Genomic DNA, 21,706 nt, shown 5'->3' with positions numbered 1-21,706 from the left:
CGCCCCGCCGGAGCGGGGCGCCGCGTGCCCGCCCGGGACGTCAGCCGCGGCCGAGGAGGATCCGCGCGTCGGCGACCGTGACCACGGAACCCGTGACGAGCACGCCCGAGCCCGTCCCGACGCCCACCGCGTCGTCCCGCTCCACGAGGTCGACCGCGACCTGGAGCGCCTCGTCGAGCCGCTCGGTGCTGTGCACGCGGTCCTCGCCGAACACGTCCGCGGCGAGCTCGGCGAGGTCGGTCGGGTCGGCCGAGCGCTCCGAGCTGTTGCGCGTCACGACCACCTCGGACAGCACCGGCTCGAGCGCCGCGAGGAGCGGCTCGGCGTCCTTGTCCGCCATGATCGCGACCACCCCGACGAGGTGGCGCAGGTCGAACGCCTCGCCGAGCGCGACCGCGAGCGCCTCCGCGCCCGCGGCGTTGTGCGCCGCGTCGACGAGGACGGTCGGGCTGGACCGCACGACCTCGAGCCGACCGGGAGACGTGACGTCCGCGAACGCGGTCTCCACCAGCTGCCCGTCGAGCGCGCGGCCGCCGAGGAACGCCTCCACCGCGGCGAGCGCGAGGAGCGCGTTGTGCGCCTGGTGCTCGCCGTGCAGCGGGAGGAACACCTCGGTGTAGAGCGCCGCGGGCGTGCGCAGGTCGAGGAGCTGCCCCCCGACCGCGACCTGCCGTGCCGCCACGTCGAGGTCGACGCCCTCGCGCAGCAGGCGTGCGCCGACGCGCTCGGCGCGGGCGCGCAGCACCTCCTCCACCTCCGGACGCTGCGCGGCGGAGACGACGGTCGCGCCGTCCTTGACGATGCCCGACTTGACCGTCGCGATCTCCTCGAGCGTGCTGCCGAGCCACCGCTCGTGGTCGAGCGCGACGGGCGTCACGACCGCGACCTCCGCGTCGACCACGTTGGTCGAGTCCCACTCGCCGCCCATGCCGACTTCGACGATCGCAACGTCGACGGGCGTGTCCGCGAACGCGGCGAACGCCACGCCCGTGAGGACCTCGAAGAAGCTCAGCTGCGACTGCCCGGTCGCCGCGAGCTCCGCGTCGACGACCTGCACGTACGGGTAGACGTCCTCCCAGACCTCGACGAACCGGCGTGCCGAGAGGGGCTCGCCGTCGACGACGATCCGCTCGGTGACGCTCGTCAGGTGCGGGCTCGTGAACAGGCCGGTGCGCAGGCCGTGCTCGCGCACGAGGCGCTCGGCGACGCGCGCGGTGCTCGTCTTGCCGTTGGTCCCGGTGAGGTGGATGGTCCGGAACGCGTGCTGCGGGTCGCCCAGCAGCTCGAACAGGCGCCGCACCCGGTCGATCGTCGGGTCGAAGTCGTGCTCGGGGGCACGCGAGACGATGTGCTGGTAGACGCGCTCGAGGTCCGCCTGCGCGGCGGCGTCCTCCGCCGCTGCGCGGGCGTCCTTCGCGCTCTGCCGTCGTGCGGCGCCGGGGTCCTTGCGTGCGGCGCTCACAGGTTCGCCTCCTCGACGGGGCCAGCGTCCGGAACGGTGCCGTCGGCCTTCTCGACGCGCACGGAGCGCACGTCGGTCGGCGACGTCTCGACGACGACCTCGACCGCGAGGGTCTCGCGCGCGACGAGCTCGCGGTGCTCCTCGACGGCGACGAGCCACTCGCCGGGCACGTCGAGCGACAGCCGGATGCGGTCGGCGACGTCGAGGCCGGCGGCCTTGCGCGCGTCCTGCACGTCGCGGATCACGTCGCGCGCGTAGCCCTCGGCGAGCAGCGCGTCGTCGAGCACGAGGTCGAGGACGGCGAACCCGCCGCCCGCGAGCACCGCGGCGGCGACGCTCGGCGCCTCACCCTCGGCGACGCCGCGGTCGGCGACCACCGTCGTCAGCTCGTACTCCGCGGGCAGGAGCGCCACGTCGCCGTCGTCCGTCGTCACGACGACGTCCCCGGCGTCGTCCACGCGCCACGCCCCGGCCTTCGCGGCCTTGATGACGGCCTGGACCCCCCGGCCCAGGCGCGGGCCGGCGGCGCGCGCGTTCACGGCGAGGCGCTGCGTGATGCCGAAGCGCTCCGCGGCGTCGGAGTCGGTCGACTCGAGCTCGACGGCCTTGACGTTGAGCTCGCGCGCCAGCAGGTCCGTGTACGGCGCGAGCGCCCCCGGGTCGTCCACGACGACCGTGAGCCTCGCGAGCGGCTGCCGCACGCGGAGCTGGTGCGCCTTGCGCAGGCCGAGCGCGGCCGACGCGACGGCGCGGACCTCGTCCATCGCGGCGACGAGCGCCGGGTCGGCGACGAGGGACGCGTCCGGGACCTGGCGCACCGCCACGGCGTACGAGCCGTCCTCGCCGACGAACCGCTCGCCGGCCTCCTCGGTGGACGCCGGCCAGTCGGTGAGGTGGACCGAGCGCCCGCCGGTCAGGCCGCGCCAGACCTCCTCCGCGAGCAGCGGGGCGAGCGGGGCCATGACGCGCGTGAGCGTCTCGAGCGCCGTGTACAGCGTGTCGAACGCGTCGGCGTCCTCCGCCCAGAACCGGTCGCGCTGGGTGCGCACGTACCAGTTGGTCAGGACGTCGAGGTGCTCGCGCACGGTCTCGCACGCGCCGGCGATGTCGTACGCGTCCAGCTGCCCGGTCACGCGCACGACGAGGTCGTGCGTGCGCGCGAGCAGGTAGCGGTCGAGCGCCGGGAGCCCGGCCACGCGCTCGGGCGCGACCTTCTGTGCGACGTACCCCGCGGGTTCGCCGGGCTCGCCCGCCCGGGCCTGCGCCTTCGAGGTGTTCGCGTACAGGGTGAAGAAGTAGTACGTGCTCCACAGCGGCAGCAGCACCTGACGGACCGCGTCGCGGATCCCGTCCTCGGTGACGACGAGGTTGCCGCCGCGCAGGATGGGCGAGCTCATGAGGAACCAGCGCATCGCGTCGGAGCCGTCGCGGTCGAAGACCTCGTTGACGTCCGGGTAGTTGCGCAGCGACTTGCTCATCTTGCGGCCGTCAGAGCCCAGCACGATGCCGTGCGAGACGGCCGAGCGGAACGCGGGGCGGTCGAACAGCGCGGTCGCGAGCACGTGCAGCGTGTAGAACCAGCCGCGCGTCTGGCCGATGTACTCGACGATGAAGTCGCCGGGGTTGTGGTGCTCGAACCAGTCGGTGTTCTCGAACGGGTAGTGCACCTGCGCGTAGGGCATGGAGCCCGAGTCGAACCAGACGTCCATGACGTCCTCGACGCGGCGCATGGTCGACCGGCCCGTCGGGTCGTCGGGGTTCGGCCGGGTGAGGCGGTCGACGAACGGGCGGTGCAGGTCGGGCTCGCCCTTCTCGTTGCGCGGGAGCGTGCCGAAGTCGCGCTCGAGCTCCGCGAACGACCCGTACACGTCGACGCGCGGGTGCTGCGGGTCGTCGGAGCGCCACACCGGGACGGGGCTCCCCCAGAACCGGTTGCGCGTGATCGACCAGTCGCGCGCGTTCTCGAGCCACTTGCCGAACTGGCCGTGCTGGATGTGCTCGGGCGTCCAGGAGATCTGCTCGTTGAGCTCGACCATCCGGTCCTTGAACGTCGACACCGCGACGAACCACGACGACACGCCCATGTAGATGAGCGGCTGCCGGCAGCGCCAGCAGTGCGGGTAGGAGTGCGCGTACGACTCGCGGCGCAGCAGCACCGTCCCGGGGCTCGTCGCGCCGAGCGCGAGGTCCGGGGTCTGCTCGCCCGCGGCGACGGCGGCGTCGTGCCGCGTCCGGCCCTTGAGGTGGTCGATGATGAGCGCGTTCGCGTCGAAGACCTGGAGGCTCTCGTAGTCGACGACGGGGAACACGAACTTGCCGTCGGACGCGACCGGGAGCACCGGCTCGACCCCTTCGCGATCGGAGACGACCTTGTCCTCCTCGCCGAACGCGCCGGCGTTGTGCACGAGGCCGGTGCCGTCCGTGGTCGTGACGAAGTCGGCCTCGACGACGCGGTGCGCGCCGGCGTGCCCGGCGAAGTAGGAGAACGGCGGCGTGTAGGAGCGACCGACGAGGTCGGCACCCGTGAGCCGGTCGACGACCTGCGTCGTCACGTCCTCGACGCCCTCGTCGGCGAGCTCGCGCGCGTATGCCCCGAGGCGCTCGGCCGCGATCACGTAGCGCTCCGTGACGCCCGTGAACGACGACTCGACGACGACGTACTCGACGTCCGGGCCGACCATGACGAACAGGTTCGACGGCAGGGTCCAGGGCGTCGTCGTCCAGATGAGCGCGAGCTCGCCCGTCTCGAGCCGGAAGCCGACGGTCACCGCCGGGTCCTGGCGGACCTGGTACACGTCCTCGTCCATGCGCAGCTCGTGGTTGGACAGCGGCGTCTGGTCGTTCCAGCAGTAGGGCAGCACGCGGAAGCCCTCGTAGACGAGACCCTTGTCGTAGAGCTGCTTGAACGCCCACAGGACCGACTCCATGAACGTGGGGTCGAGCGTCTTGTAGTCGTGCTCGAAGTCGACCCAGCGCGCCTGGCGGGTCACGTAGTCCTGCCACTCGCTCGTGTACTTGAGCACCGACGCGCGGCACGCGTCGTTGAACCGCTCGATCCCCAGCTCGAGGATCTCCTCCTTGGTCTTGATCCCGAGCTGGTCCATCGCCTCGAGCTCGGCGGGCAGGCCGTGCGTGTCCCAGCCGAAGCGCCGCTCGACGTGCTTGCCCCGCATGGTCTGGTAGCGCGGCACGACGTCCTTCGCATAGCCCGTGAGCAGGTGCCCGTAGTGGGGCAGGCCGTTCGCGAAGGGCGGGCCGTCGTAGAAGACGAACTCGTTGCTGCCGTTCTCGCCGGCGGGGTTGCGCTCGACCGAGGCGCGGAACGTGTCGTCGGCGTCCCAGTAGGCGAGCACGTCGCGCTCGATGGCGGGCAGGTCCGGGGAGGCGGGGACGCCGAACGCGGCTCCGGGGTGCGAGTCGGCGGCGGACGAGGGTGCGCGGTGCAGCGGGTAGGCCATGGTCTCGAGGACTCCGGTGGGTAGCGGCCGGCGGAGGTCCGCCGTGGTGGTACGGGTCGGTCGTGCTCTCCTGCGAGGACGACTCCCCCACCCAGGGGCGGGCTCGCCGCGGTACCACCTCGCTTGCCGGCGTCGTCCCCCGGTGCCCGACGCCGTCGGGCCCGGCGGGCGGTCACCGACCGCTCGTCGCAGGCTGTGACGGGCCCACCCGTCCGGTTCTAGTGAGGACCTGGCCGCGGGCCGTCAGGCCTGCCCGGCGGTGCGGGTCCCGTTCTTCCGGAGGCTCGCCGGTGATGGCCGGGTCGACGCCTGTGCGTCCATGGTAGCCGCCGACCGGCGGCGCGCGGTGTAGGCGTCGATGTCCCGCGCGACGAGCCACTCGAGCGTGAGCGGCGGGCGGGCGTCGTGCCCGACGGCGAGCGGCGCCGCGGACGGGCGGGCGGCCTCGGGCGACGGCGCGGCGAGCGGCGTCGTCGGGCGGTAGCGGGGAAAGCTCGGGGGAACGTACATGGTGGTCTCGCGTCCTGTGATCGGCGGGCGTCCGGAGGTGCAGACCCGGGCGTCGCGCGGGACTCATCGATGAGCCCGTGGCACGAGACCGGCGACCGTCACGCCCCTTCGTCAGGAGGGAGGGGCGGGAGGCTGCTCGCGGACACCAGGTCGAGGCTGCGCAGGGCGCCGCGAGCCCTCAACAACAGGTGGCGGAGGCGACCCGCGGGCGCGCGAGGACGAGCGAGCTGCTCGTGGGGCGCGGGGAGGTCACGCGGACATGGTGCCAGGGCGGGCCCGGGGCGGACAACCCGGGGTCCACGGGCCGGACACGGGTCACGTCAGCCCACGCGGACGGTGACCTCGTGCCACCCCGACGCGCCGTCGGGCGCGGGCGGGGCGACGTCTGCGGTCTGCGTGCGCCCGTCGGCGTCGGTCGCGCGGACCGTCAGGCGGTGCTCTCCGGGTGTCGCGTCCCACGCGTACGACCACTGCCGCCACGTGTCGGGACCCACGGTGCCGGCGAGGGTCGCGGGGCGCCAGGTGCCGTCGTCGACCCGGACCTCCACGCCGGAGATCCCCGTGTGCTGCGCCCACGCGACGCCCGCGACCGTCACGACGCCCGCCGGGACCGACGCCCCCGCGCGCGGCGTGTCGACGCGCGACGCGAGCTTGATCGGGCCGCGCTCCGACCAGCCGCGCGTGGACCAGTACGCGACGTCGTCGGCGAAGGTCGTGACCTTGAGCTCGGTGACCCACTTGGTCGCGGACACGTAGCCGTAGAGCCCCGGGACGACGAGCCGCGCGGGGAACCCGTGCTCCGCGGGCAGCGGCTCGCCGTTCATCCCGACCGCGAGCAGGCACGCCCGGTCGGGGTCGGTGAGCACGTCGAGCGGCGTGCTCGCCGTCCAGCCGTCGGCGCTCGTGGACAGGACCATGTCGGCGCCGTCGCGGACCCCGGCGCGCGCGAGCAGCTCGCGCACGGGGTACCCGAGCCACCGCGCGTTGCCCACGAGGTCGCCGCCGACCTCGTTCGACACGCACGTGAGCGTCACGTGGTGCTCGGTGAGCGGGAGCGCGAGCAGCTCGTCGAGCGTGAGCTCGAACGGCTCGTCGACGAGCCCTGTCACGCGCAGCGTCCACGAGGCGGGGTCGACCTGCGGCACGCGCAGCGCGGTGTCGATCCGGTAGAAGTCGCCGTTCGGGGTCACGTACGGCGCGAGGCCCGGGACGCGCAGGTCCGCCCCCGCCGGGACGGCCGGCGCGGGCGTCGCCGGGGAGGGCAGCCGCAGCGCCTCGCGCGCGGCCGTGACGGCGCGCGACCCGGCCGACACCGCGCGGGACGTCGCGAGCGCGACGACGCCCGCCGCGGCGGCGAGGCCGGTGACGAGGAGGAAGCGCCGCCGGTCCATCGACGCATCTGCGGAGCCGGCGCCCGCCGCGCCGCCGTCGAGGCCCGCACCGACGACCGTGGCCTCCGCGGGCCCGCGCAGCGGGGCGAGAGAGGCGCGCAGCAGCAGGATCGCGACCCCGACCCCGACGAGCGAGGGCAGCGCCCACGCGACGCTCGCACCCGGCCGGCCCGCGGCCACGACGGCTCCGACGGCCCCCACGACGCCCAGCAGCACGGACCCCCACGGCGGACGGCGCAGCTCGAGCCAGCCCGCGAGCGCCGCGCCCGCGGCGAGGACGACCGCCATGCCGCCGAGCAGCACCGCCTTGTCGGCGGTCCCGAACGTCGCGACCGCCCACTCCTTGACCGGCCCGGGCACGGCGTCGACCACCCCGGCCCCCGCGGCGAACAGCGGGCTCGACCCCGGCCCCACGAGCGCCGCGACGAGCTCGGCGACCGCGAACCCGACGCCCGCGCAGACCACGCCCGCGAACGCCGAGAGCGCGGGGGCACGACGGGAGGAGGCGCTCATGCCCCCAGCCTGGCACGTGCTGCCGCGCGGCGGCGCCCTACGGCCGCGGCACGCGCGCGAGGTCCGACTGACCGATCCACGCGGGCAGCTCGCGCCGAGCCTCGGCGGGCCCGACGAGCACGACGTCGCCGGTGCGCAGCGCTCCCGCCCACGACGTGTCGCCCCGCCACACGCGGGTCAGGGCGCGCAGCCCGGACCGGACCACGACCGCCGGCTCGAGACCGGGGTCGACGTCGCACAGGTCGACGTCGCCCGCCCGCACGACGAGCCACCACCGCGACACCCGGCGATCGACGTCGTGCAGCCGGAACTCGACCGCCGTGGTCTCGCGCGGCCAGACGTCCGTCGGCACGGTGCGACGGACGTCCCAGAAGAGCAGGTGCGGGTCCAGGTCCTCGTCGCCCAGGTCGGCGATCCAGCGGGCTCCCCACGCGCCGAGCGACTCCACCACGGGACGGAGCTCCTCGCCCGCCGCCGTCAGCCGGTAGGTCGGCCGTCCGCCGGCCTCGTCGCGCCGCACGACGCCGGCGCGCTCGAGCCAGCGCAGCCGCTTCGCGAGCAGCGCGGGCGACATCCGAGGGTTCCCCCGCCGCAGCTCGTTGAAGTGCGTGCTGCCCGCGAGCAGCTCGCGGACGACGAGCAGGGTCCAGCGCTCGTCGAGCACGTCCATGGCCTTCGCCACCGGGCAGAACTGGCCGTAGCCCGCCATCGCCGCCTCCTCGATCGTTCCTCCAGGAGACACCCGCGGGACCGTCCGCCGCCAGGTGTCGCTCCTCCCGAGCACTACAGATCCGGAACTGGATGCCTCCAGGAGGGAGCGCGATCCTGAGGGGACGTGACCCACCGCACGCCCGCGACCGCGGGCTGGACAGCAGGAGAAGCACATGACGGACACCGTGGTCCTGTCGGACCTCAAGGCCAAGCACCGCGCGGTGTGGGCGTCCGGGGACTACCCCGCCGTCGCCGAGCTGGTGCACGAGCTCGGCGAGACCCTCGTCGACGCGGCCGGCGTCCGCGCCGGGCAGCGCGTGCTCGACGTCGCCGCGGGCACCGGGAACGCGGCGATCGCGGCCGCGCTGGCGGGCGCCGACGTCGTCGCGTCGGACCTCACGCCGGAGCTGCTCGACGTCGGCCGGCGCGCCGCCGAGGAGCGCGGGGCGCGGCTCGTGTGGGAGCAGGCCGACGCGGAGGCGCTGCCGTACGCGGACGCGTCGTTCGACGTCGTGCTGTCGTGCATCGGCGCGATGTTCGCGCCGCAGCACCAGGCCGCCGCGGACGAGCTGGTGCGCGTGCTCCGCCCCGGCGGGACGCTCGCCCTCGCGAGCTGGACGCCCGGTGGGTTCATCGGGCAGCTCTTCGCGACGATGAAGCCGTTCGCGCCCGCGCCGCCGCCCGGCGCGCAGCCCCCGCCCCTGTGGGGCGACGAGGAGCACGTGCGGGCCCTGCTCGGGAACCGCGTCCACGAGGTGCACGCGGAGACGCGGTCGCTGCCGGTGACGCTCTTCCCCGACGGCGAGGCCTTCCGTTCCTTCTTCGCCGAGCGGTACGGCCCGACGATCGCGGTGCGCCGGAGCCTCGCCGACGACCCCGAGCGGCTGGAGCAGCTCGACCAGGCGCTGCGCGACCTCGCCGACCACCGGCTCGAGGAGGGCGCGATGGGCTGGGACTACCTGCTCCTCACGGCGACGCGCTCCTGAGGCGTCGTCCCGGCGTCAGGCGTCCCGGTGCTCGTCGGCGGCCGCCGGGACGCCCTTCGGGACGAGCGGGGCGCGCCACAGGGAGTACGTGGACGCCTGGGCGACGGGACGCAGGACCAGCGAGTCGATGTTGACGTGGTGCGGGCGCGTCACGGCGAAGGTCACGACGTCCGCGACGTCGTCCGCGGTGAGCGGGTCCACGACGCCGGCGTACACCGCGTCGGCCCCGGCCTGGTCCCCGTGGTAGCGGTTGAGCGAGAACTCCGGCGTGTGCACGAGGCCGGGCGCGATCTCGATGACGCGGATCGGCTCGCCCACCAGCTCCAGCCGGAGCGTCTTGGCGACCCCGAGCAGCGCGTGCTTGGACGCGACGTAGCCGGACCCGCCGACGTAGGTGTCGTGGCCGGCGGTCGACGTCATGAGCACGATGTCGCCGCGGCGCGACGCGCGCAGGAGCGGCAGGAACGCCTTCGTCACGCGCACGGTGCCCAGCACGTTCGTCTCGTACATCGCGCGCCACTCGTCGATCTTCGCCTCGTCGACGGGGTCGACGCCGAGCCCGAACCCGGCGATGTTGAGCAGCGCGTGCACCGGCCCGCGCGCACCGGCCTCCGCGACGAGGCGCGCGACGTCGTCGTCCGACGTGACGTCGCCGACGACCGGGTGGGCGCCCGTGCGCTCCGCGACCTCGGCGAGCCGGTCCGCGCGTCGCGCGAACGCGACGACGTCCCAGCCGCGGGCGCGCAGGAACCGCACGCACGCCTCGCCGATGCCCGACGACGCGCCGGTCACCACCGCGCGCAGCGGTGCGGTCGAGGGGCTCTGGGCAGGCAGGTTCGATGGCTCCGTCACGACGGACACTCTGCCACGGCGGACCGCGGGAAGGACTAGGCTGGCGGAGGACCACGGGCCCCGCACTGGCCCGTCCGGGCGGCACGGATCTGTGCCGCGGGTCCGCGCGACGCGAGATGACGCGTCGGTCCCGGCCGGCGCTCGCCGGTCGGCATCGAGAACGCACCGCCGCAGCGGCGTGCCCGCCGAGCGCACGCCGCACCGCGCCCGACCCCCGGAGACCTCGCCCGTGCCCTCTTCCCGCACCGTGCACCGCCAGCCCGTCCGCCGCGCCGTCCTCGCGCTCCCGACCGCCACGCTCGCCCTGCTGCTCGCCGCCTGCTCGTCGGGCACCACGCCGGGTGACGACCCGACCGCGGACGGCGACGCCGCGCCGACGGGCGGTGCGGCAGCGACGACCTACCCGCTCACGCTCGACGACTGCGGGTTCGAGGTGACCTTCGACGCGGCGCCGGAACGCGTCGTGACGATCAAGTCGAGCACCACGGAGATGCTGCTCGCGCTCGGGCTCGGCGACCGGATCGTCGCGAGCGCGTTCGCGGACGGCCCGGTCCCCGAGTCCTTGGCCGACGCCGCGGCGGACGTCCCGGCGGTGGCAGAGCCGCTCTCGGACCAGGTCCCCGGCGCCGAGGCGGTCCTGGAGACCGAGCCCGACCTCGTCTACGCGGGCTGGGAGTCCAACCTCACGGCCGAGGGCGCGGGCGACCGCGAGACGCTCGCGCAGCTCGGCGTCGCGACGTACGTCTCCCCCGCCGCGTGCAAGGCACCGGAGTACATGCCCGACCCGCTGACGTTCGACGACGTGTTCGCCGAGATCACCGAGGTCGGCACGATCTTCGACGCGCAGGACGCGGCCGCCGACCTCGTCGCGGAGCAGCGCGCGACGCTCGACGGCGTCGCCCGGGACGAGCGCGGGCTCACGGCCCTGTGGTACTCGTCCGGCGACGACATCCCGTACGTCGGCGCGGGCATCGGCGCGCCGCAGATGATCATGGACGCCGTCGGGCTGGAGAACGTCGCGGGCGACGTGCACGACACCTGGACCGCGTTCGCGTGGGAGGAGGCGATCGCCGCCGACCCCGACGTCCTCGTCCTCGTCGACGCCGCGTGGAACACGGCCGAGGCCAAGATCGAGCGGCTCGAGTCCAACCCGGCGACGGCCGAGATGACCGCGGTGCGCGAGGGCCGCTACCTGACGATCCCGTTCCCGGCGACCGAGGCCGGCGTGCGCAACGTCGATGCCGTCGTGGACCTCGCGGCACAGCTGGAGGCGCTCGGCCTGTGACCACGCTGCGCACCCGGCCCGCGCCCGCGCCGCCCTCCCGACGGGACGGAGCGGGGACCGGCGCGCGCCGTGGCGCGGCCTGGTGGGTGCCGGTCGGCGTCGGCGTCCTCGTCGTGACGGTGCTGGTCACGGTGACGATCGGCCCGGCGGACCTCGCGGTCGGGGACGTGTGGCGCTCGGTCGCGACGCACCTCGGGCTCGGCGGGCTGCTCGGCCTCGAGCCGCTCGGGGCGCTCCAGGACGGCATGGTCTGGCAGCTCCGCCTCCCCCGCGTGCTCACCGCCGCGGCGGTCGGCGCCGGCCTGGCCGTGTGCGGCGTCGTCATGCAGTCCCTCACGCGCAACCCCCTCGCGGACCCGTACCTCCTCGGCCTGTCGTCGGGCGCGTCGCTCGGCGCGGTGCTCGTGCTCGTCGCCGGGTGGACCGTGCTCCTGCCGGTCGCGGCGTTCGGGGGCGCCGTCCTCGCGCTCGTCGCGGCGCTCGGCCTCGCGGGCGCGCTCGGGGCGCTCACGCCGACGCGGACCGTGCTCGCGGGCCTCGCGGTGAGCCAGCTCGCCGCGGCCGCGACGAGCTTCGTCATCTTCTGGTCCGCGACCGGCGACTCCTACCGCGAGATCCTCTCGTGGCTGATGGGGTCCGTCGCGGGAGCGACGTGGACGTCCGTCGCGGTCGCGGGCGGCGCGACCCTCGTGCTCGGGACGCTACTCGCCTCGACCGGCTCCGTGCTGGACGCCTTCACGTTCGGCGACACGGCGGCGTCCACGCTCGGCGTCGACGTCGCGCGCGTGCGCTGGACGCTGCTCGTGGGCGTCGCGCTGCTCACCGGGGCGCTCGTCTCCCAGTCGGGGTCGATCGGGTTCGTCGGGCTGATCCTGCCGCACGCGGTGCGGCTCCTCACGGGCGCGCGGCACCGCCTCCTGCTGCCGTTGTCCGCGCTGTTCGGCGCGACCTTCCTCGTCTGGGCGGACACGCTCGCGCGCACCGTGTTCGCGCCGCGCGAGCTGCCCGTCGGGATCGTCACCGCCGCGATCGGCGCGCCGGTGTTCGCGCTGCTCCTGTGGCGCGGGAGGAAGGCCGCATGAGCGAGGCGACGCGCACGACGACGCAGGAGGGACCCACGGCCGGCCCCGACACCGTGCGGGAGCACCCCGGTGACGCGGCGGTGCGGAACCCGTCTTTAGAACAGGGCGCGGCGGGGCTCGACGCCGCGCGCGTGTCGTGGTCCGTCGACGGTCGCCTGATCCTCGACGGCGTCGACTGCACCGCCCCGGCCGGCGCGGTGAGCGGGCTGCTCGGTCCCAACGGCTCCGGCAAGTCGACGCTCCTGCGTGTGCTCTCGGGGGTGCGCGCCCCGTCCACGGGGTCCGACGACGCCGCGCACGCACGCTTCGACGGCGCGGACCTGCTGACGATGCCGCGGCGGCAGCGCGCGCGCGTCCTCGCGCTCGTCGAGCAGGACGCGACGACCGACCTCCCGCTCTCCGTGCTCGACGCCGTCCTGCTGGGCCGCATCCCCCACCGCTCGCTCCTCGCGGGCGACTCCGCGCACGACCGGGAGGTGGCGACCGCGGCGCTCGCCCGCGCGGGCATGGCCGCGTTCGCCGAGCGGGAGGTCGCGACGCTCTCCGGCGGCGAGCGCCAGCGCGTCCACCTGGCGCGCGCGCTCGCCCAGGAGCCCGCGCTGCTCCTGCTCGACGAACCGACCAACCACCTCGACATCGCCGCGCAGCTCGACACGATGCGCGTCCTGCGCGACCTCGCCGACGACGGCGTGACCGTCCTCGCCGCGCTCCACGACCTCAACCTCGCGGCCCAGACGTGCGACCACGTCGTCGTCCTGGCGGACGGGCGGGTCGTCGCCGCGGGCGACGTGCGCGAGGTCCTGGTCCCCGACGTGCTCGACCCGGTCTACGGCGTGCGGTGCGAGGTGCTCACGCACCCGCGCACGGGTCGGCCGGTGCTGACGTTCGCGCCCCAGGACTGAGCGCGTACTCTCTGCGGGTGCGCCTCTCCCCGGTCCGCTGCGCCCCGCGGACGCTCGTCACGGCCGCGCTCGTCGCGACGTGCGTCGTGTCCGTCTCCGGCTGCGCGGTGCTCGACGGGCGCTCCCCGTTCGACACCTCGAACGTCTCGTACGCCGACGTCGAGAAGGCCCTGCCCGCGGTCCAGGACGCGCTGGACGAGGCGGACCTCCCCGTCGAGGCGAGCCTCTACACCGGTTCGAGCAACTGCGAGGGCGCGTGCGACCTGGGCGTCGGGGTGAGCCTGCTCCCGCCCGAGGACGCGCGACGCCCCGACCTGCACCCGGACGCGCTGGCCGCGGTGCTGGTGGTCGTGCTGCCCGAGGTGTCGGGCATGCCGGTCTACGTCAGGACCGGTGTCTCCGAGGACGGAGATGGCCTCGACCTCGATCCCGCGGCTCGGGCCCTCGGGCTCGACGAGTCGCCCTTCTCCGTGTCGCTCGGCGAGGTGCGCATCCCGAAGGACGAGCTCGACACGGCGCTCGAGCTGGCCGTGGCCCGCCTCGATCGCTGAGCGCGGCCCGCCAGGTCGTGCGTTCACCGAACCGGACCGGCCGGGCCGGAGGCTCGGTGCTCGCTCAGTAGCCGCGGAGGCGCTCCAGGCGGACGCGCACGGTCACGGAGTAGTCCTCGTGGAAGCCGTCGGCAGTCATGCCGAGGCCGCGGATCCCCTCGGCGTACTTCGCGTCGTACGCGGTGCGCTCGTCGGGCGAGAGGCCGACGTCGTCGATCGCGGCGGTGCCGGTGAGGACGACGACGTCGTCCCCCGACCGGGTGCTGTTGAGGTGCACCGCGACCCGAGCGTTGCCGCGGACGTTGCGCAGCTTCGCGGTGCGCGGCTGGGACTTGACCACGACCTCGTCCGCGCCGTCCCACAGGAACCACACGGGGGTCGGCTGGGGAGCGTCGTGCGGGTCGACGCTCACGAACCACAGGACCAGCTCGTCGGTGAGACGGGTCGCGGCGCGCGAGCCCAGGTCGGACGTGGTGTCGACCGCGGTCACGGTCACGCCTCCTTCGTGGTGGTGGTCGCGCCGAGGCGCGGCAGCTCGATGGCGGGGCAGCGGTCCATGACCATGTCGAGCCCGGCCTCACGGACGCGGCGCGCGGCGTCCTCGTCGATCACGTCGAGCTGGAACCAGACGGCTTTCGCGCCGACCGCGACGGCCTGGTCCGCGACGGAGCCCGCGAGCTCGGAACGCACGAACACGTCGACGACGTCGACGGGGAACGGGACGTCCGCGAGCGTCGCGTAGCCCTGCTCGCCGTGCACGGTCTCCGCCGACGGGTGGACGGGGACGATGCGCTTGCCGTGCTGCTGGAGCACGCGCGCCACGCCGTACGCGGCGCGCGACGTGTTGTTCGACAGGCCGACGACGGCCCAGGTCTCGGTGCCCTCGAGCACCCGACGGATGGTCTCCTGCTCGTCGGCCGGCACGGCCGCTGCGACGTCGCTCATGTCGTGCGCAACCGGGCCCCCGCCGTGGCTATTCCGCGACGGGGGCCCGGCGCCCCGGCAGGTCAGACCAGCGCGACCGCGAGCAGCGCGGTGGCCGCCGCGCCGGCGACGGTCCGCACGTGGTTCCAGGCGAGCCAGCGCGGGAGGAACGTCGCCCACGCGGCGGCCAGGTCCCCGGGCCGCTCCGCCGCGGCGTCGAGGCGCTCGTTGAGCGGGACGTTGCCCACGGCCGTCACGCCGAGCATCCCGACCGCGGCGACCACCGCGCCCGCGAGCGCCCACCCCGCTCCGGTCGTCCCGCCGACCAGGCCGACGACGGCCGCCGCGGCGGGCACGAGCACGCTCGCCGCGAGCAGGAGCATGAGCGGGGGTCGCAGCGCGTCCCGGTTGATCGCGACCATGGCTGCGGCCCCGTCGGCGGCCGGGAGGCGGCGCAGGCCGCCCATCACGAACGTGGAGAACGCGAAGAGCACCCCGCCGGCGAGCCCCGTCGCGACCGCACCTGCGACGACGAGCGCCGTGAAGGCGCTCACGAGGGCTGCCCGGACGTCGACGTGACCGTCGCCGACCAGGTCGCGGCCTCGCGCGCGGCGAACTCGCGGAAGTCCCGCGGTTCGCGGCCCAGCGCCTGCCGGACGCCGTCGGCGACCGGGGTCCCGCGCCCGTCGAGCACCTCGGTGAAGAGGTAGCGCATGAGTCCCACGACGTCCTCGGGCAGCCCGATCGCCCGCAGCTCCGCGACGAACTCGTCCATGGTGATCGGCGCGAACCGCACGTCGTGCCCGCTCGCGGCCGCGATCTCCGCGACCGCCTCGGCGAACGTGATCGCGCGCGGCCCGGTGAGCTCGTAGACGCGGCCGGCGTGCGCGTCGTCGACGAGGGCCGCGACCGCCACCTCGGCGACGTCCTCGAGGTCGACGAACGGCTCGGCGACCCGGTCCACCGGCAGGGCGAGGACGCCGTCGAGCACGGGCTCGAGCAGGAAGCTCTCGCTGAAGTTCTGGTCGAAGAACGCGCACCGGACCACCGTGCGGCCAGGGAACGCGCCGGCGACGAGCACCTCCGCGCGCTGCGCCTCCACCTCGCCGCGCCCCGAGAGCAGGACGAGCCGGCGCACGCCCGCTTCCCGGGCGAGGGCCGCGAACCGGGCGACGGTCTCCGGGGAGCCCGGGACGGCGAGGTCGGGCACGTACACGACGTACACCGCCTCCGCCCCGTCGACGGCGGGGCCCCACGTGGTCTCGTCCTCCCAGTCGAAGCGGACGTCGCCGGAGCGGGACGCGCGGCGCACGGGGATCCCGAGCGCGTCGAGGCGGTCGGCGACCCGGCGGCCGGTCTTGCCCGTCGCGCCGAGGACGAGGACCGGGCCGGGTGCGGGGGCGTCGGTCGGGGCGGCCGTCGGGGCGGCCGTCGGTCGCGGTGTCGTGGCGCTCATGGCGTCTCTCCTGTCGAGGATTCGTGCGGGGACGAATGCCAGTCAACCGGGCACCGGCGAGACGCGACATGGCTCTGACGCTCAACTCCATACGCGATCGTCTCGGGCTCCCTGCGCTCCCTCTGTCTCTGGTCGGGGACGCGGTGCGTGCGTACCCTGACCGGATGGACGTCGTCGCCGGGCTCCTCGACGGGCCGCGCGCCCGCGGGGCCTTCCTCCTGCGCAGCCACCTCCGCGCACCCTGGGGCATGCGCATCGAGGACGAGGCGCCGCTGACGATCGTGCCCGTGCTGCGCGGGTCGGGCTGGGTCGGGCCGGTCGTGGGCGACACCGGGGCGGACCAGGGCGAGCACGTCGGGGCGGGGGACGTCGTCCTGCTGCGCGGCCCCGACCACTACGTCGTGGCGGACGCGCCGACGACCGCGCCGCAGGTGGTCATCGGGCCCGAGTCCGACATGTGCCGCGCGGTCGACGGCGGGCCCTCTCCCATGACGGTGCTCGGCGTCCGCTCGTGGGGCAACGACCCCGGCGGCGAGACCGTCATCATCACGGGCACCTACCCGCTCGACGGCGAGGTGGGCCGCAGGGTCCTGCGCGTGCTCCCGCAACGCGTGGTGCTGCGCAGCGGCGACGTGGACGGGACGCTCGTCGAGATGCTCGCGCGCGAGGTCGTCCAGGACCTCCCCGGGCAGGAGGCCGTGCTCGACCGGCTGCTCGACCTGCTCCTCATCTCCTGCCTGCGCACGTGGCTCTCGCGCGACGACGCGCCCGGTTGGTACCGCGCCGACGCGGACCCGGTGGTCGGCGCGGCGCTGCGTCTCATCCACCACGACCCGTCCCGCGCCTGGACCGTCGACTCCCTCGCGCGGGAGGTCGGGCTCTCGCGCGCCGCGTTCTCGCGCCGCTTCACCGCGCTCGTCGGCGAGCCGCCGATGAGCTACCTCACGGGCTGGCGCCTCGACCTCGCCGCGGACCTCCTGCTGGAGCCCGACGCCACGCTCACGTCCGTCGCGCGCACCGTCGGGTACGCGTCGCCGTTCGCGCTGAGCGCCGCCTTCAAGCGCGTGCGCGGCGTGAGCCCGGCCGTGCACCGGGCACGCGCGGGCGCCGCCTGAGACGGCTCAGCGCGGCACCGGCACGAGCGCGACGTCCCGGAGCGCGCCGTCGTCGACGACGGCCGTGAGGACCGTGCCGACCGGCTGACGGCGGCGGTCCGTCGGCGACCCGGGGTTGAGCAGGCGCAGCCCGCCCGGCGAGGTCGTGTCCCACGGGATGTGGCTGTGCCCGAACACGAGGACGTCCGCGTCGGGGAAGGCCGCGTCGGCCCGACGCTCACGCCCCTGCTTCGCCCCCGTCTCGTGCACGACGGCGAGCCGCAGCCCGTCGACCGTCGTACGCGCGACCTCGGGCAGGCGCGCGTGCAGCGCGGGGCCGTCGTTGTTGCCCGCGACCCCGACCAGGCGGGACGCCCGCGCCTCGAGGGCGTCCAGCAGGTCGACGCTCACCCAGTCGCCCGCGTGCACGACGACGTCGGCGTCGTCGACGGCACGCCACACCTGGTCCGGGAGCACCCGCGCCCGCACGGGGACGTGGGTGTCGCTCAGCAGGAGCAGGCGCGTCGGCACGGGTCTCACGATAGGTCGCGCGGGCGGGCCGCGCCGGGCCACGATGGGGCATGCCGATCCCTCGCTGGGTGACCCGCAGCAACAGGCGCTTCCTCAACCCCGTGATGCTCCGCGTCGCGACGGGGGTCGGGCCGATGGCGGTGGTCCGGCACGTCGGCCGGCGCAGCGGCCGCGTCTACCGCACGCCCGTCTTCGCGTTCGCGTACCGCGCCTCGCCGACCGACCCGGTCCGCGTGGTCCTCGCGCTCACGTACGGGCCCGACGTCGACTGGGTGCGCAACGTCGACGCCGCGGGCGAGTTCGTGCTGGAGCGCCGGGGCGAGGAGTTCCGCGTCGAGGACCTGCGACGCGTCACGGGCGAGGAGGGGCTGCAGCTCCTGCCCGGCTGGACGAGGGCCGTCCTGCGCCGCACCGGTGTGGACGAGTTCCGGACCGGACGCCTGCGCCCAATGCCTTGATCGGTCCGCAAAGGTACCGCGCGCGTGTCGGTGAACCAGCCCCGGTGGAACGGTTCGGACGTGTCTACGAAAGACCGATCGGTGTGGGGGCCAGCACGGACGCGACGAGCTGCTCGGCATCAGTTCCACCCGCGCGCACGAGTCCCGCCGAGGACGTCTCCGTCTTCAGGAGCTCGGGCTGCGCAAGTTTCTTCAACGCCTCGATCACCTCGACTACGGGGAACTGCCGACGATCTGCAAGGTAGCGAGCGACCTGTCGTGCAGCAGGCCGAGGCAGATCAACTTCTTTCGGGAGTTGTGCATCGGCATAAATGAACGCGGTAACAACTTCCCAAGCCATGTAGAACGTCTCAACGAAGGCGCCGTCGTAAGGCACGGGGCAGATCACCAGGTCCCGGCGATCGTCCTTGCGGACGGCATCCGACGAGCCCTGAGACGTGGGGACCAACCCAACGCGAAGGCCTCGGGCCCCAACGAGCGCGCTCTGATTGATCTTTACAGTCGTCCCGACCCACTTGTCGGAGTCAGAGTTCCCAAGGAAAAGGTCCGCTTTCCAAAGCCCACCGATACTCTGTGGAAGCCTGGACTTTGCGCCGCGCGTTCGGAACGCGGTCGTGGCGGCCGCGATGTGCCGCTTAAGAAGCGGAGGATGGCCGACCCGTCCGGTCATGAGCCGCGAATCCGATGTAAGCAACTCTTGGGCGGTGTCGATAAGCGTCTGCTTTCCCGACTTCTCCGCACCAAAGAGGATCGACGCCTGGGACGAGCCTGGAATCTTGCACAACTTCAGAGCGTCCTCCACGCGCTCCTGCACTGAGGCTTCGCCCCTCCGAACGGCATCGTGGACCGCATACTCAAAGCAAATCCCAGCATCTCCGTCGCCAGGGCGGTGGTTCCTCGCGAGCATGAACAGCGGGATCGTGTTGTAGCCACCGAGCTGCCCCGCGACCTCACCCTTCAAGGAGTACAGGACTCCATGCAAGATTGGGCCAACTACAGCCGTGATAGCCGAAACCTCATCGGCGACTGGGTTAAGTTGATGTTCCTCTCGGATCTCCACGATGCGCAGGGTACCCGACCAGGTGACCCACGTCACACCCCGCTTCGCACACGCGCCGGGCGGCCACGCGTCTGGGCACGAGCCACGTCCATCTCGGTCCGCACACTGCCATGATGGAGTCATGACCGACCAGCTCTGGATCACCGGCGACCCCGACGCGGACGCGCTCCTCAGCGACGACGCGTTCGCCCTCCTCGTCGGCATGCTCCTCGATCAGCAGTACCCGATGGAGCACGCGTTCGCGGGGCCGCGCAAGATCCGCGACCGCCTGGGCTCCATCGACCCGCGCGCCGTGGCGGAGGCGGACCCCGACGCGTTCGTCACGCTCGCCACGACGCCGCCCGCCATCCACCGGTACGGGCGCTCGATGGCCGCGCGCGTCCAGGACCTGGCGCGCGTCGTCGTCGACGAGTACGACGGCGACGCGACCCGGATCTGGACCGCGCCCGGCGCCGACGGTGCCCCGACCGGCGCAGAGGTCCTCGCCCGGCTGCGCGCGCTGCCCGGGTACGGCGACCAGAAGGCCCGGATCTTCCTCGCGCTCCTCGGCAAGCAGCGCGGCGTGCAGCCCGCGGGGTGGCGCGAGGCGGCGGGCCACTACGGCGACGAGGGGTCGCGCCGGTCCATCGCCGACGTCACGAGCCCGGAGTCGCTCGCGGAGGTCCGCACGTTCAAGAAGGCGCAGAAGGCCGCCGCGAAGGCCGCGAAGGCCTGACTCCGCGGGCACGTCGCTGGCCGCGCCGCCGGGCGCACCGCGACGGACGCCCGCGTGCGCGACGACGCCCGGCCGCTATCGTCGGCGCGTGACCACGACGACGCCGCGCGCCCCGGCGCTGCCTCCCTCCACCCGCACGCTCCTGGCACTCGCCGCGGGCGTGGTCGTGCTCGCGGGCGTGCACACGGCCCGGGAGGTGCTCGCGCCGATCCTCCTCGCAGCGGTGATCGTCATCATCTGCCACCCCGTCCGGTTCCCGCTCGAGCGCCGGGGCTGGCCGCGGTGGGCCGCGACGACGGCGGTCGTGGTGGTCGCCTACCTCATCTTCGCCGTGCTCGTCGCGATGCTCGTGTTCGCGGGCTTCCGGTTCGCCGACCTGGTGCGCGAGTACCTGCCCGCTCTGGTCCGCTCCGTCGAGGACGTCGTCGACCAGCTCTCGGCCGTGGGGATCGACGCGGACGTCGCGGAGGCGGCGACGTCCTGGCTGGAGCCCGCCCGGGTCCTCAGCCTCGCCGGGAACGTGTCGGGCATGGCGCTCGGCATCGCGACGGCCTTCTTCTTCGTGCTCGCCTACGCGATCTTCATGGCGGCGGACGCCGCGCGGTACTCGACCGCGACGACCGTCTTCGGCACCGAGCGCGCCTCGACGATCGACCGCGCGACCCGGTTCAGCGGCGGGGTGCGGCGCTACTTCGTGGTCAACGCGTCGTTCGGCGCGGTCGTGGCGATCGTCGACGGCGTCGCGCTGTGGCTGCTCTCGGTCCCCGCGCCGACGGTGTGGGCGATCCTCGCGTTCGTCACGAACTTCGTCCCGAACATCGGCTTCGTGCTCGGCCTCGTCCCGCCCGCGATCATGGCGTTCGTCGTCGGGGGGTGGGAGCTCGCGCTCGCCGTCGTCGCGGTCTACTGCGTCGTGAACGTCGTGCTCCAGGTGCTCGTCCAGCCCAAGTTCGTGGCGGACGCGGTGAACCTCAGCCTGACCCTCAGCTTCGTCTCGGTCGTGTTCTGGACCTTCGTCATCGGGCCGCTCGGAGCGATCCTCGCCATCCCGCTCACGCTGCTCGTGCGCGCGCTCGTCCTCGAGCCCGACCCGGGCTCGGGCTGGCTGCGCTGGCTCTCCGGCGACGACGTCCCGCGGCACGACCCGACGCCGGGCCCCACCCCGGACGCCGCACCGGTGGGGACGACGGACCCGGCCGTGCCGGACGGCAAGACGGCCGACGAGCCGGTGCCCGAGCCAGAGCCAGAGCCTCAGGTGCAGCCTGAGGGTTTTGTGGTCGGCGACCGTGCCGCCCCGGAGAAGTCCTAGCGCGCACACCCTGTTGCGCCGGTGCCGGCGGTCCTTAGGCTGGCAGACGGCGGGTGTCCGCCCGTCACCGGTACGGGGGAGGAACCATGGCGCACGGAGACATCACGCACATCGACATCCCGGTGAGCGACAGCGGCAGGGCCACGCAGTTCTACGGCGAGCTGTTCGGCTGGCAGATCGCCGAGGTCCCCGGCTTCGAGGGCTACCCGATGTGGCAGGCACCGAACAAGATCAGCGGCGGCGGCCTCGCGCCGCGGTCCGAGGGGTTCACGACCCCGCGCAGCTACGTCGAGGTCGACTCGATCGAGGACACGCTCGCGAAGGTGCGCGAGCTCGGCGGGCGCGTGGTCCTGGAGAAGTCCGAGATCAGCCCGACGTCCTGGTGGGCGGCGTTCGAGGACGCCGACGGGAACCAGATCGGCCTCTACGAGGGCACGACGGACGCCGGCTGACGCA

At 74.1% G+C, this 21,706-nt stretch carries 22 protein-coding genes; 10 read left to right on the top strand and 12 right to left on the bottom strand.

The window, feature by feature from the left end:
* Positions 1-40: 40 nt before the first annotated feature.
* From A0J59_RS06915 to A0J59_RS06895, 5 genes are all read right to left on the bottom strand, one after another.
* Positions 41-1,462, bottom strand: coding sequence for a folylpolyglutamate synthase/dihydrofolate synthase family protein (locus A0J59_RS06915; RefSeq protein ID WP_064315665.1), 1,422 nt, complete (start codon positions 1,460-1,462; stop codon positions 41-43).
* A complete protein-coding gene (gene ileS, locus A0J59_RS06910; RefSeq protein WP_064315664.1) occupies positions 1,459-4,920 on the bottom strand; it encodes an isoleucine--tRNA ligase in 3,462 nt (1,153 codons plus the stop codon). Before ileS ends, A0J59_RS06915 begins: the two co-directional genes overlap by 4 nt.
* 243 nt (positions 4,921-5,163) lie before the next feature.
* The gene (locus tag A0J59_RS06905) at positions 5,164-5,430 is read right to left on the bottom strand and encodes a hypothetical protein (RefSeq protein WP_053371597.1); all 267 of its coding nucleotides are present in this window, start codon (positions 5,428-5,430) and stop codon (positions 5,164-5,166) included.
* Positions 5,431-5,750: 320 nt separating this feature from the next.
* Positions 5,751-7,334: a molybdopterin-dependent oxidoreductase gene (locus A0J59_RS06900; protein WP_064315663.1), complete on the bottom strand. Its 1,584-nt coding sequence runs from the start codon at positions 7,332-7,334 to the stop codon at positions 5,751-5,753.
* A gap of 37 nt (positions 7,335-7,371) precedes the next feature.
* Positions 7,372-8,076 (bottom strand): helix-turn-helix domain-containing protein, encoded by a 705-nt coding sequence (locus A0J59_RS06895; RefSeq protein WP_220084452.1) that lies wholly within the window; start codon positions 8,074-8,076, stop codon positions 7,372-7,374.
* 142 nt (positions 8,077-8,218) lie between these two features.
* Here A0J59_RS06895 and A0J59_RS06890 point away from each other — a divergent pair, with 142 nt between their 5' ends.
* On the top strand, positions 8,219-9,031 hold the full coding sequence (locus A0J59_RS06890; protein WP_064315661.1) for a class I SAM-dependent methyltransferase: 813 nt from the start codon (positions 8,219-8,221) through the stop codon (positions 9,029-9,031).
* A 15-nt stretch (positions 9,032-9,046) separates the two neighbouring features.
* On the opposite strand, the gene A0J59_RS06885 is transcribed toward A0J59_RS06890, so the two are convergent.
* Entirely contained in the window at positions 9,047-9,883 is an 837-nt protein-coding gene (locus tag A0J59_RS06885; protein WP_047232691.1) for an SDR family oxidoreductase, read from the bottom strand.
* 229 nt (positions 9,884-10,112) lie between these two features.
* Here A0J59_RS06885 and A0J59_RS06880 point away from each other — a divergent pair, with 229 nt between their 5' ends.
* From A0J59_RS06880 to A0J59_RS06865, 4 genes are read left to right on the top strand one after another with little or no spacing between them, the layout of a single operon-like run.
* Positions 10,113-11,168: a putative F420-0 ABC transporter substrate-binding protein gene (locus A0J59_RS06880; protein ID WP_255365052.1), complete on the top strand. Its 1,056-nt coding sequence runs from the start codon at positions 10,113-10,115 to the stop codon at positions 11,166-11,168.
* Positions 11,165-12,250, top strand: a complete 1,086-nt coding sequence (locus A0J59_RS06875; RefSeq protein WP_172820031.1) for a putative F420-0 ABC transporter permease subunit — start codon at positions 11,165-11,167, stop codon at positions 12,248-12,250. Before A0J59_RS06880 ends, A0J59_RS06875 begins: the two co-directional genes overlap by 4 nt.
* Positions 12,247-13,152 carry a putative F420-0 ABC transporter ATP-binding protein gene (locus tag A0J59_RS06870; protein ID WP_082918809.1) on the top strand — a complete coding sequence of 302 codons (906 nt, stop codon included), beginning with the start codon at positions 12,247-12,249 and terminating at the stop codon, positions 13,150-13,152. Before A0J59_RS06875 ends, A0J59_RS06870 begins: the two co-directional genes overlap by 4 nt.
* Positions 13,153-13,169: 17 nt before the next feature.
* On the top strand, positions 13,170-13,703 hold the full coding sequence (locus A0J59_RS06865) for a hypothetical protein (protein WP_064315660.1): 534 nt from the start codon (positions 13,170-13,172) through the stop codon (positions 13,701-13,703).
* A gap of 64 nt (positions 13,704-13,767) precedes the next feature.
* Here the strand turns inward: A0J59_RS06865 and A0J59_RS06860 are convergent, their stop codons facing one another.
* From A0J59_RS06860 to A0J59_RS22045, 4 genes are all read right to left on the bottom strand, one after another.
* A complete protein-coding gene (locus A0J59_RS06860) occupies positions 13,768-14,193 on the bottom strand; it encodes a TIGR03667 family PPOX class F420-dependent oxidoreductase (protein WP_220084451.1) in 426 nt (141 codons plus the stop codon).
* A gap of 2 nt (positions 14,194-14,195) precedes the next feature.
* Positions 14,196-14,648: a CoA-binding protein gene (locus A0J59_RS06855; protein WP_082918808.1), complete on the bottom strand. Its 453-nt coding sequence runs from the start codon at positions 14,646-14,648 to the stop codon at positions 14,196-14,198.
* A gap of 62 nt (positions 14,649-14,710) precedes the next feature.
* Positions 14,711-15,181 carry an anthrone oxygenase family protein gene (locus A0J59_RS22050; RefSeq protein ID WP_064315658.1) on the bottom strand — a complete coding sequence of 157 codons (471 nt, stop codon included), beginning with the start codon at positions 15,179-15,181 and terminating at the stop codon, positions 14,711-14,713.
* The gene (locus A0J59_RS22045; RefSeq protein ID WP_064315657.1) at positions 15,178-16,083 is read right to left on the bottom strand and encodes a hypothetical protein; all 906 of its coding nucleotides are present in this window, start codon (positions 16,081-16,083) and stop codon (positions 15,178-15,180) included. Before A0J59_RS22045 ends, A0J59_RS22050 begins: the two co-directional genes overlap by 4 nt.
* Before the next feature lie 164 nt (positions 16,084-16,247).
* On the opposite strand from A0J59_RS22045, the gene A0J59_RS06840 reads away from it, so the two are divergent.
* Positions 16,248-17,198 (top strand): AraC family transcriptional regulator, encoded by a 951-nt coding sequence (locus A0J59_RS06840; RefSeq protein WP_064315656.1) that lies wholly within the window; start codon positions 16,248-16,250, stop codon positions 17,196-17,198.
* Positions 17,199-17,204: 6 nt separating this feature from the next.
* Here A0J59_RS06840 and A0J59_RS06835 read toward each other — a convergent pair whose 3' ends face one another.
* Positions 17,205-17,708, bottom strand: coding sequence for a metallophosphoesterase (locus A0J59_RS06835; protein ID WP_047232627.1), 504 nt, complete (start codon positions 17,706-17,708; stop codon positions 17,205-17,207).
* Between the two features lie 50 nt (positions 17,709-17,758).
* Between A0J59_RS06835 and A0J59_RS06830 the strand changes: the two genes are divergently transcribed.
* Positions 17,759-18,166: a nitroreductase family deazaflavin-dependent oxidoreductase gene (locus A0J59_RS06830; protein WP_064315655.1), complete on the top strand. Its 408-nt coding sequence runs from the start codon at positions 17,759-17,761 to the stop codon at positions 18,164-18,166.
* Between the two features lie 64 nt (positions 18,167-18,230).
* Here A0J59_RS06830 and A0J59_RS06825 read toward each other — a convergent pair whose 3' ends face one another.
* A complete protein-coding gene (locus A0J59_RS06825; protein WP_064315675.1) occupies positions 18,231-19,226 on the bottom strand; it encodes a hypothetical protein in 996 nt (331 codons plus the stop codon).
* A 121-nt stretch (positions 19,227-19,347) separates the two neighbouring features.
* On the opposite strand from A0J59_RS06825, the gene A0J59_RS06820 reads away from it, so the two are divergent.
* The 3 genes from A0J59_RS06820 to A0J59_RS06810 all read left to right on the top strand — a co-directional run bounded on the left by A0J59_RS06820 (position 19,348) and on the right by A0J59_RS06810 (position 21,702).
* On the top strand, positions 19,348-19,941 hold the full coding sequence (locus A0J59_RS06820; protein WP_053371681.1) for an HhH-GPD-type base excision DNA repair protein: 594 nt from the start codon (positions 19,348-19,350) through the stop codon (positions 19,939-19,941).
* 88 nt (positions 19,942-20,029) lie between these two features.
* Positions 20,030-21,250 (top strand): AI-2E family transporter, encoded by a 1,221-nt coding sequence (locus A0J59_RS06815; RefSeq protein ID WP_064315654.1) that lies wholly within the window; start codon positions 20,030-20,032, stop codon positions 21,248-21,250.
* A gap of 86 nt (positions 21,251-21,336) precedes the next feature.
* Positions 21,337-21,702 carry a VOC family protein gene (locus A0J59_RS06810; protein WP_047232624.1) on the top strand — a complete coding sequence of 122 codons (366 nt, stop codon included), beginning with the start codon at positions 21,337-21,339 and terminating at the stop codon, positions 21,700-21,702.
* Positions 21,703-21,706 lie beyond the last annotated feature (4 nt).

Source organism: Cellulosimicrobium sp. I38E (assembly GCF_001647255.1).
Classification (GTDB): domain Bacteria; phylum Actinomycetota; class Actinomycetes; order Actinomycetales; family Cellulomonadaceae; genus Cellulosimicrobium; species Cellulosimicrobium cellulans_E.
This window is presented reverse-complemented; position numbering and strand designations above follow the sequence as displayed.

Bases quoted from the DNA above. Each gene is read 5' to 3' on its own strand.
- ileS (WP_064315664.1), bottom strand. From the start codon at position 4,920: ATGGCCTACCCGCTGCACCGCGCACCCTCGTCCGCCGCCGACTCGCAC.
- A0J59_RS06905 (WP_053371597.1), bottom strand. From the start codon at position 5,430: ATGTACGTTCCCCCGAGCTTTCCCCGCTACCGCCCGACGACGCCGCTC.
- A0J59_RS06900 (WP_064315663.1), bottom strand. From the start codon at position 7,334: ATGAGCGCCTCCTCCCGTCGTGCCCCCGCGCTCTCGGCGTTCGCGGGC.
- A0J59_RS06890 (WP_064315661.1), top strand. From the start codon at position 8,219: ATGACGGACACCGTGGTCCTGTCGGACCTCAAGGCCAAGCACCGCGCG.
- A0J59_RS06870 (WP_082918809.1), top strand. From the start codon at position 12,247: ATGAGCGAGGCGACGCGCACGACGACGCAGGAGGGACCCACGGCCGGC.
- A0J59_RS06855 (WP_082918808.1), bottom strand. From the start codon at position 14,648: ATGAGCGACGTCGCAGCGGCCGTGCCGGCCGACGAGCAGGAGACCATC.
- A0J59_RS22045 (WP_064315657.1), bottom strand. From the start codon at position 16,083: ATGAGCGCCACGACACCGCGACCGACGGCCGCCCCGACGGCCGCCCCG.
- A0J59_RS06840 (WP_064315656.1), top strand. From the start codon at position 16,248: ATGGACGTCGTCGCCGGGCTCCTCGACGGGCCGCGCGCCCGCGGGGCC.
- A0J59_RS06830 (WP_064315655.1), top strand. From the start codon at position 17,759: ATGCCGATCCCTCGCTGGGTGACCCGCAGCAACAGGCGCTTCCTCAAC.
- A0J59_RS06820 (WP_053371681.1), top strand. From the start codon at position 19,348: ATGACCGACCAGCTCTGGATCACCGGCGACCCCGACGCGGACGCGCTC.
- A0J59_RS06810 (WP_047232624.1), top strand. From the start codon at position 21,337: ATGGCGCACGGAGACATCACGCACATCGACATCCCGGTGAGCGACAGC.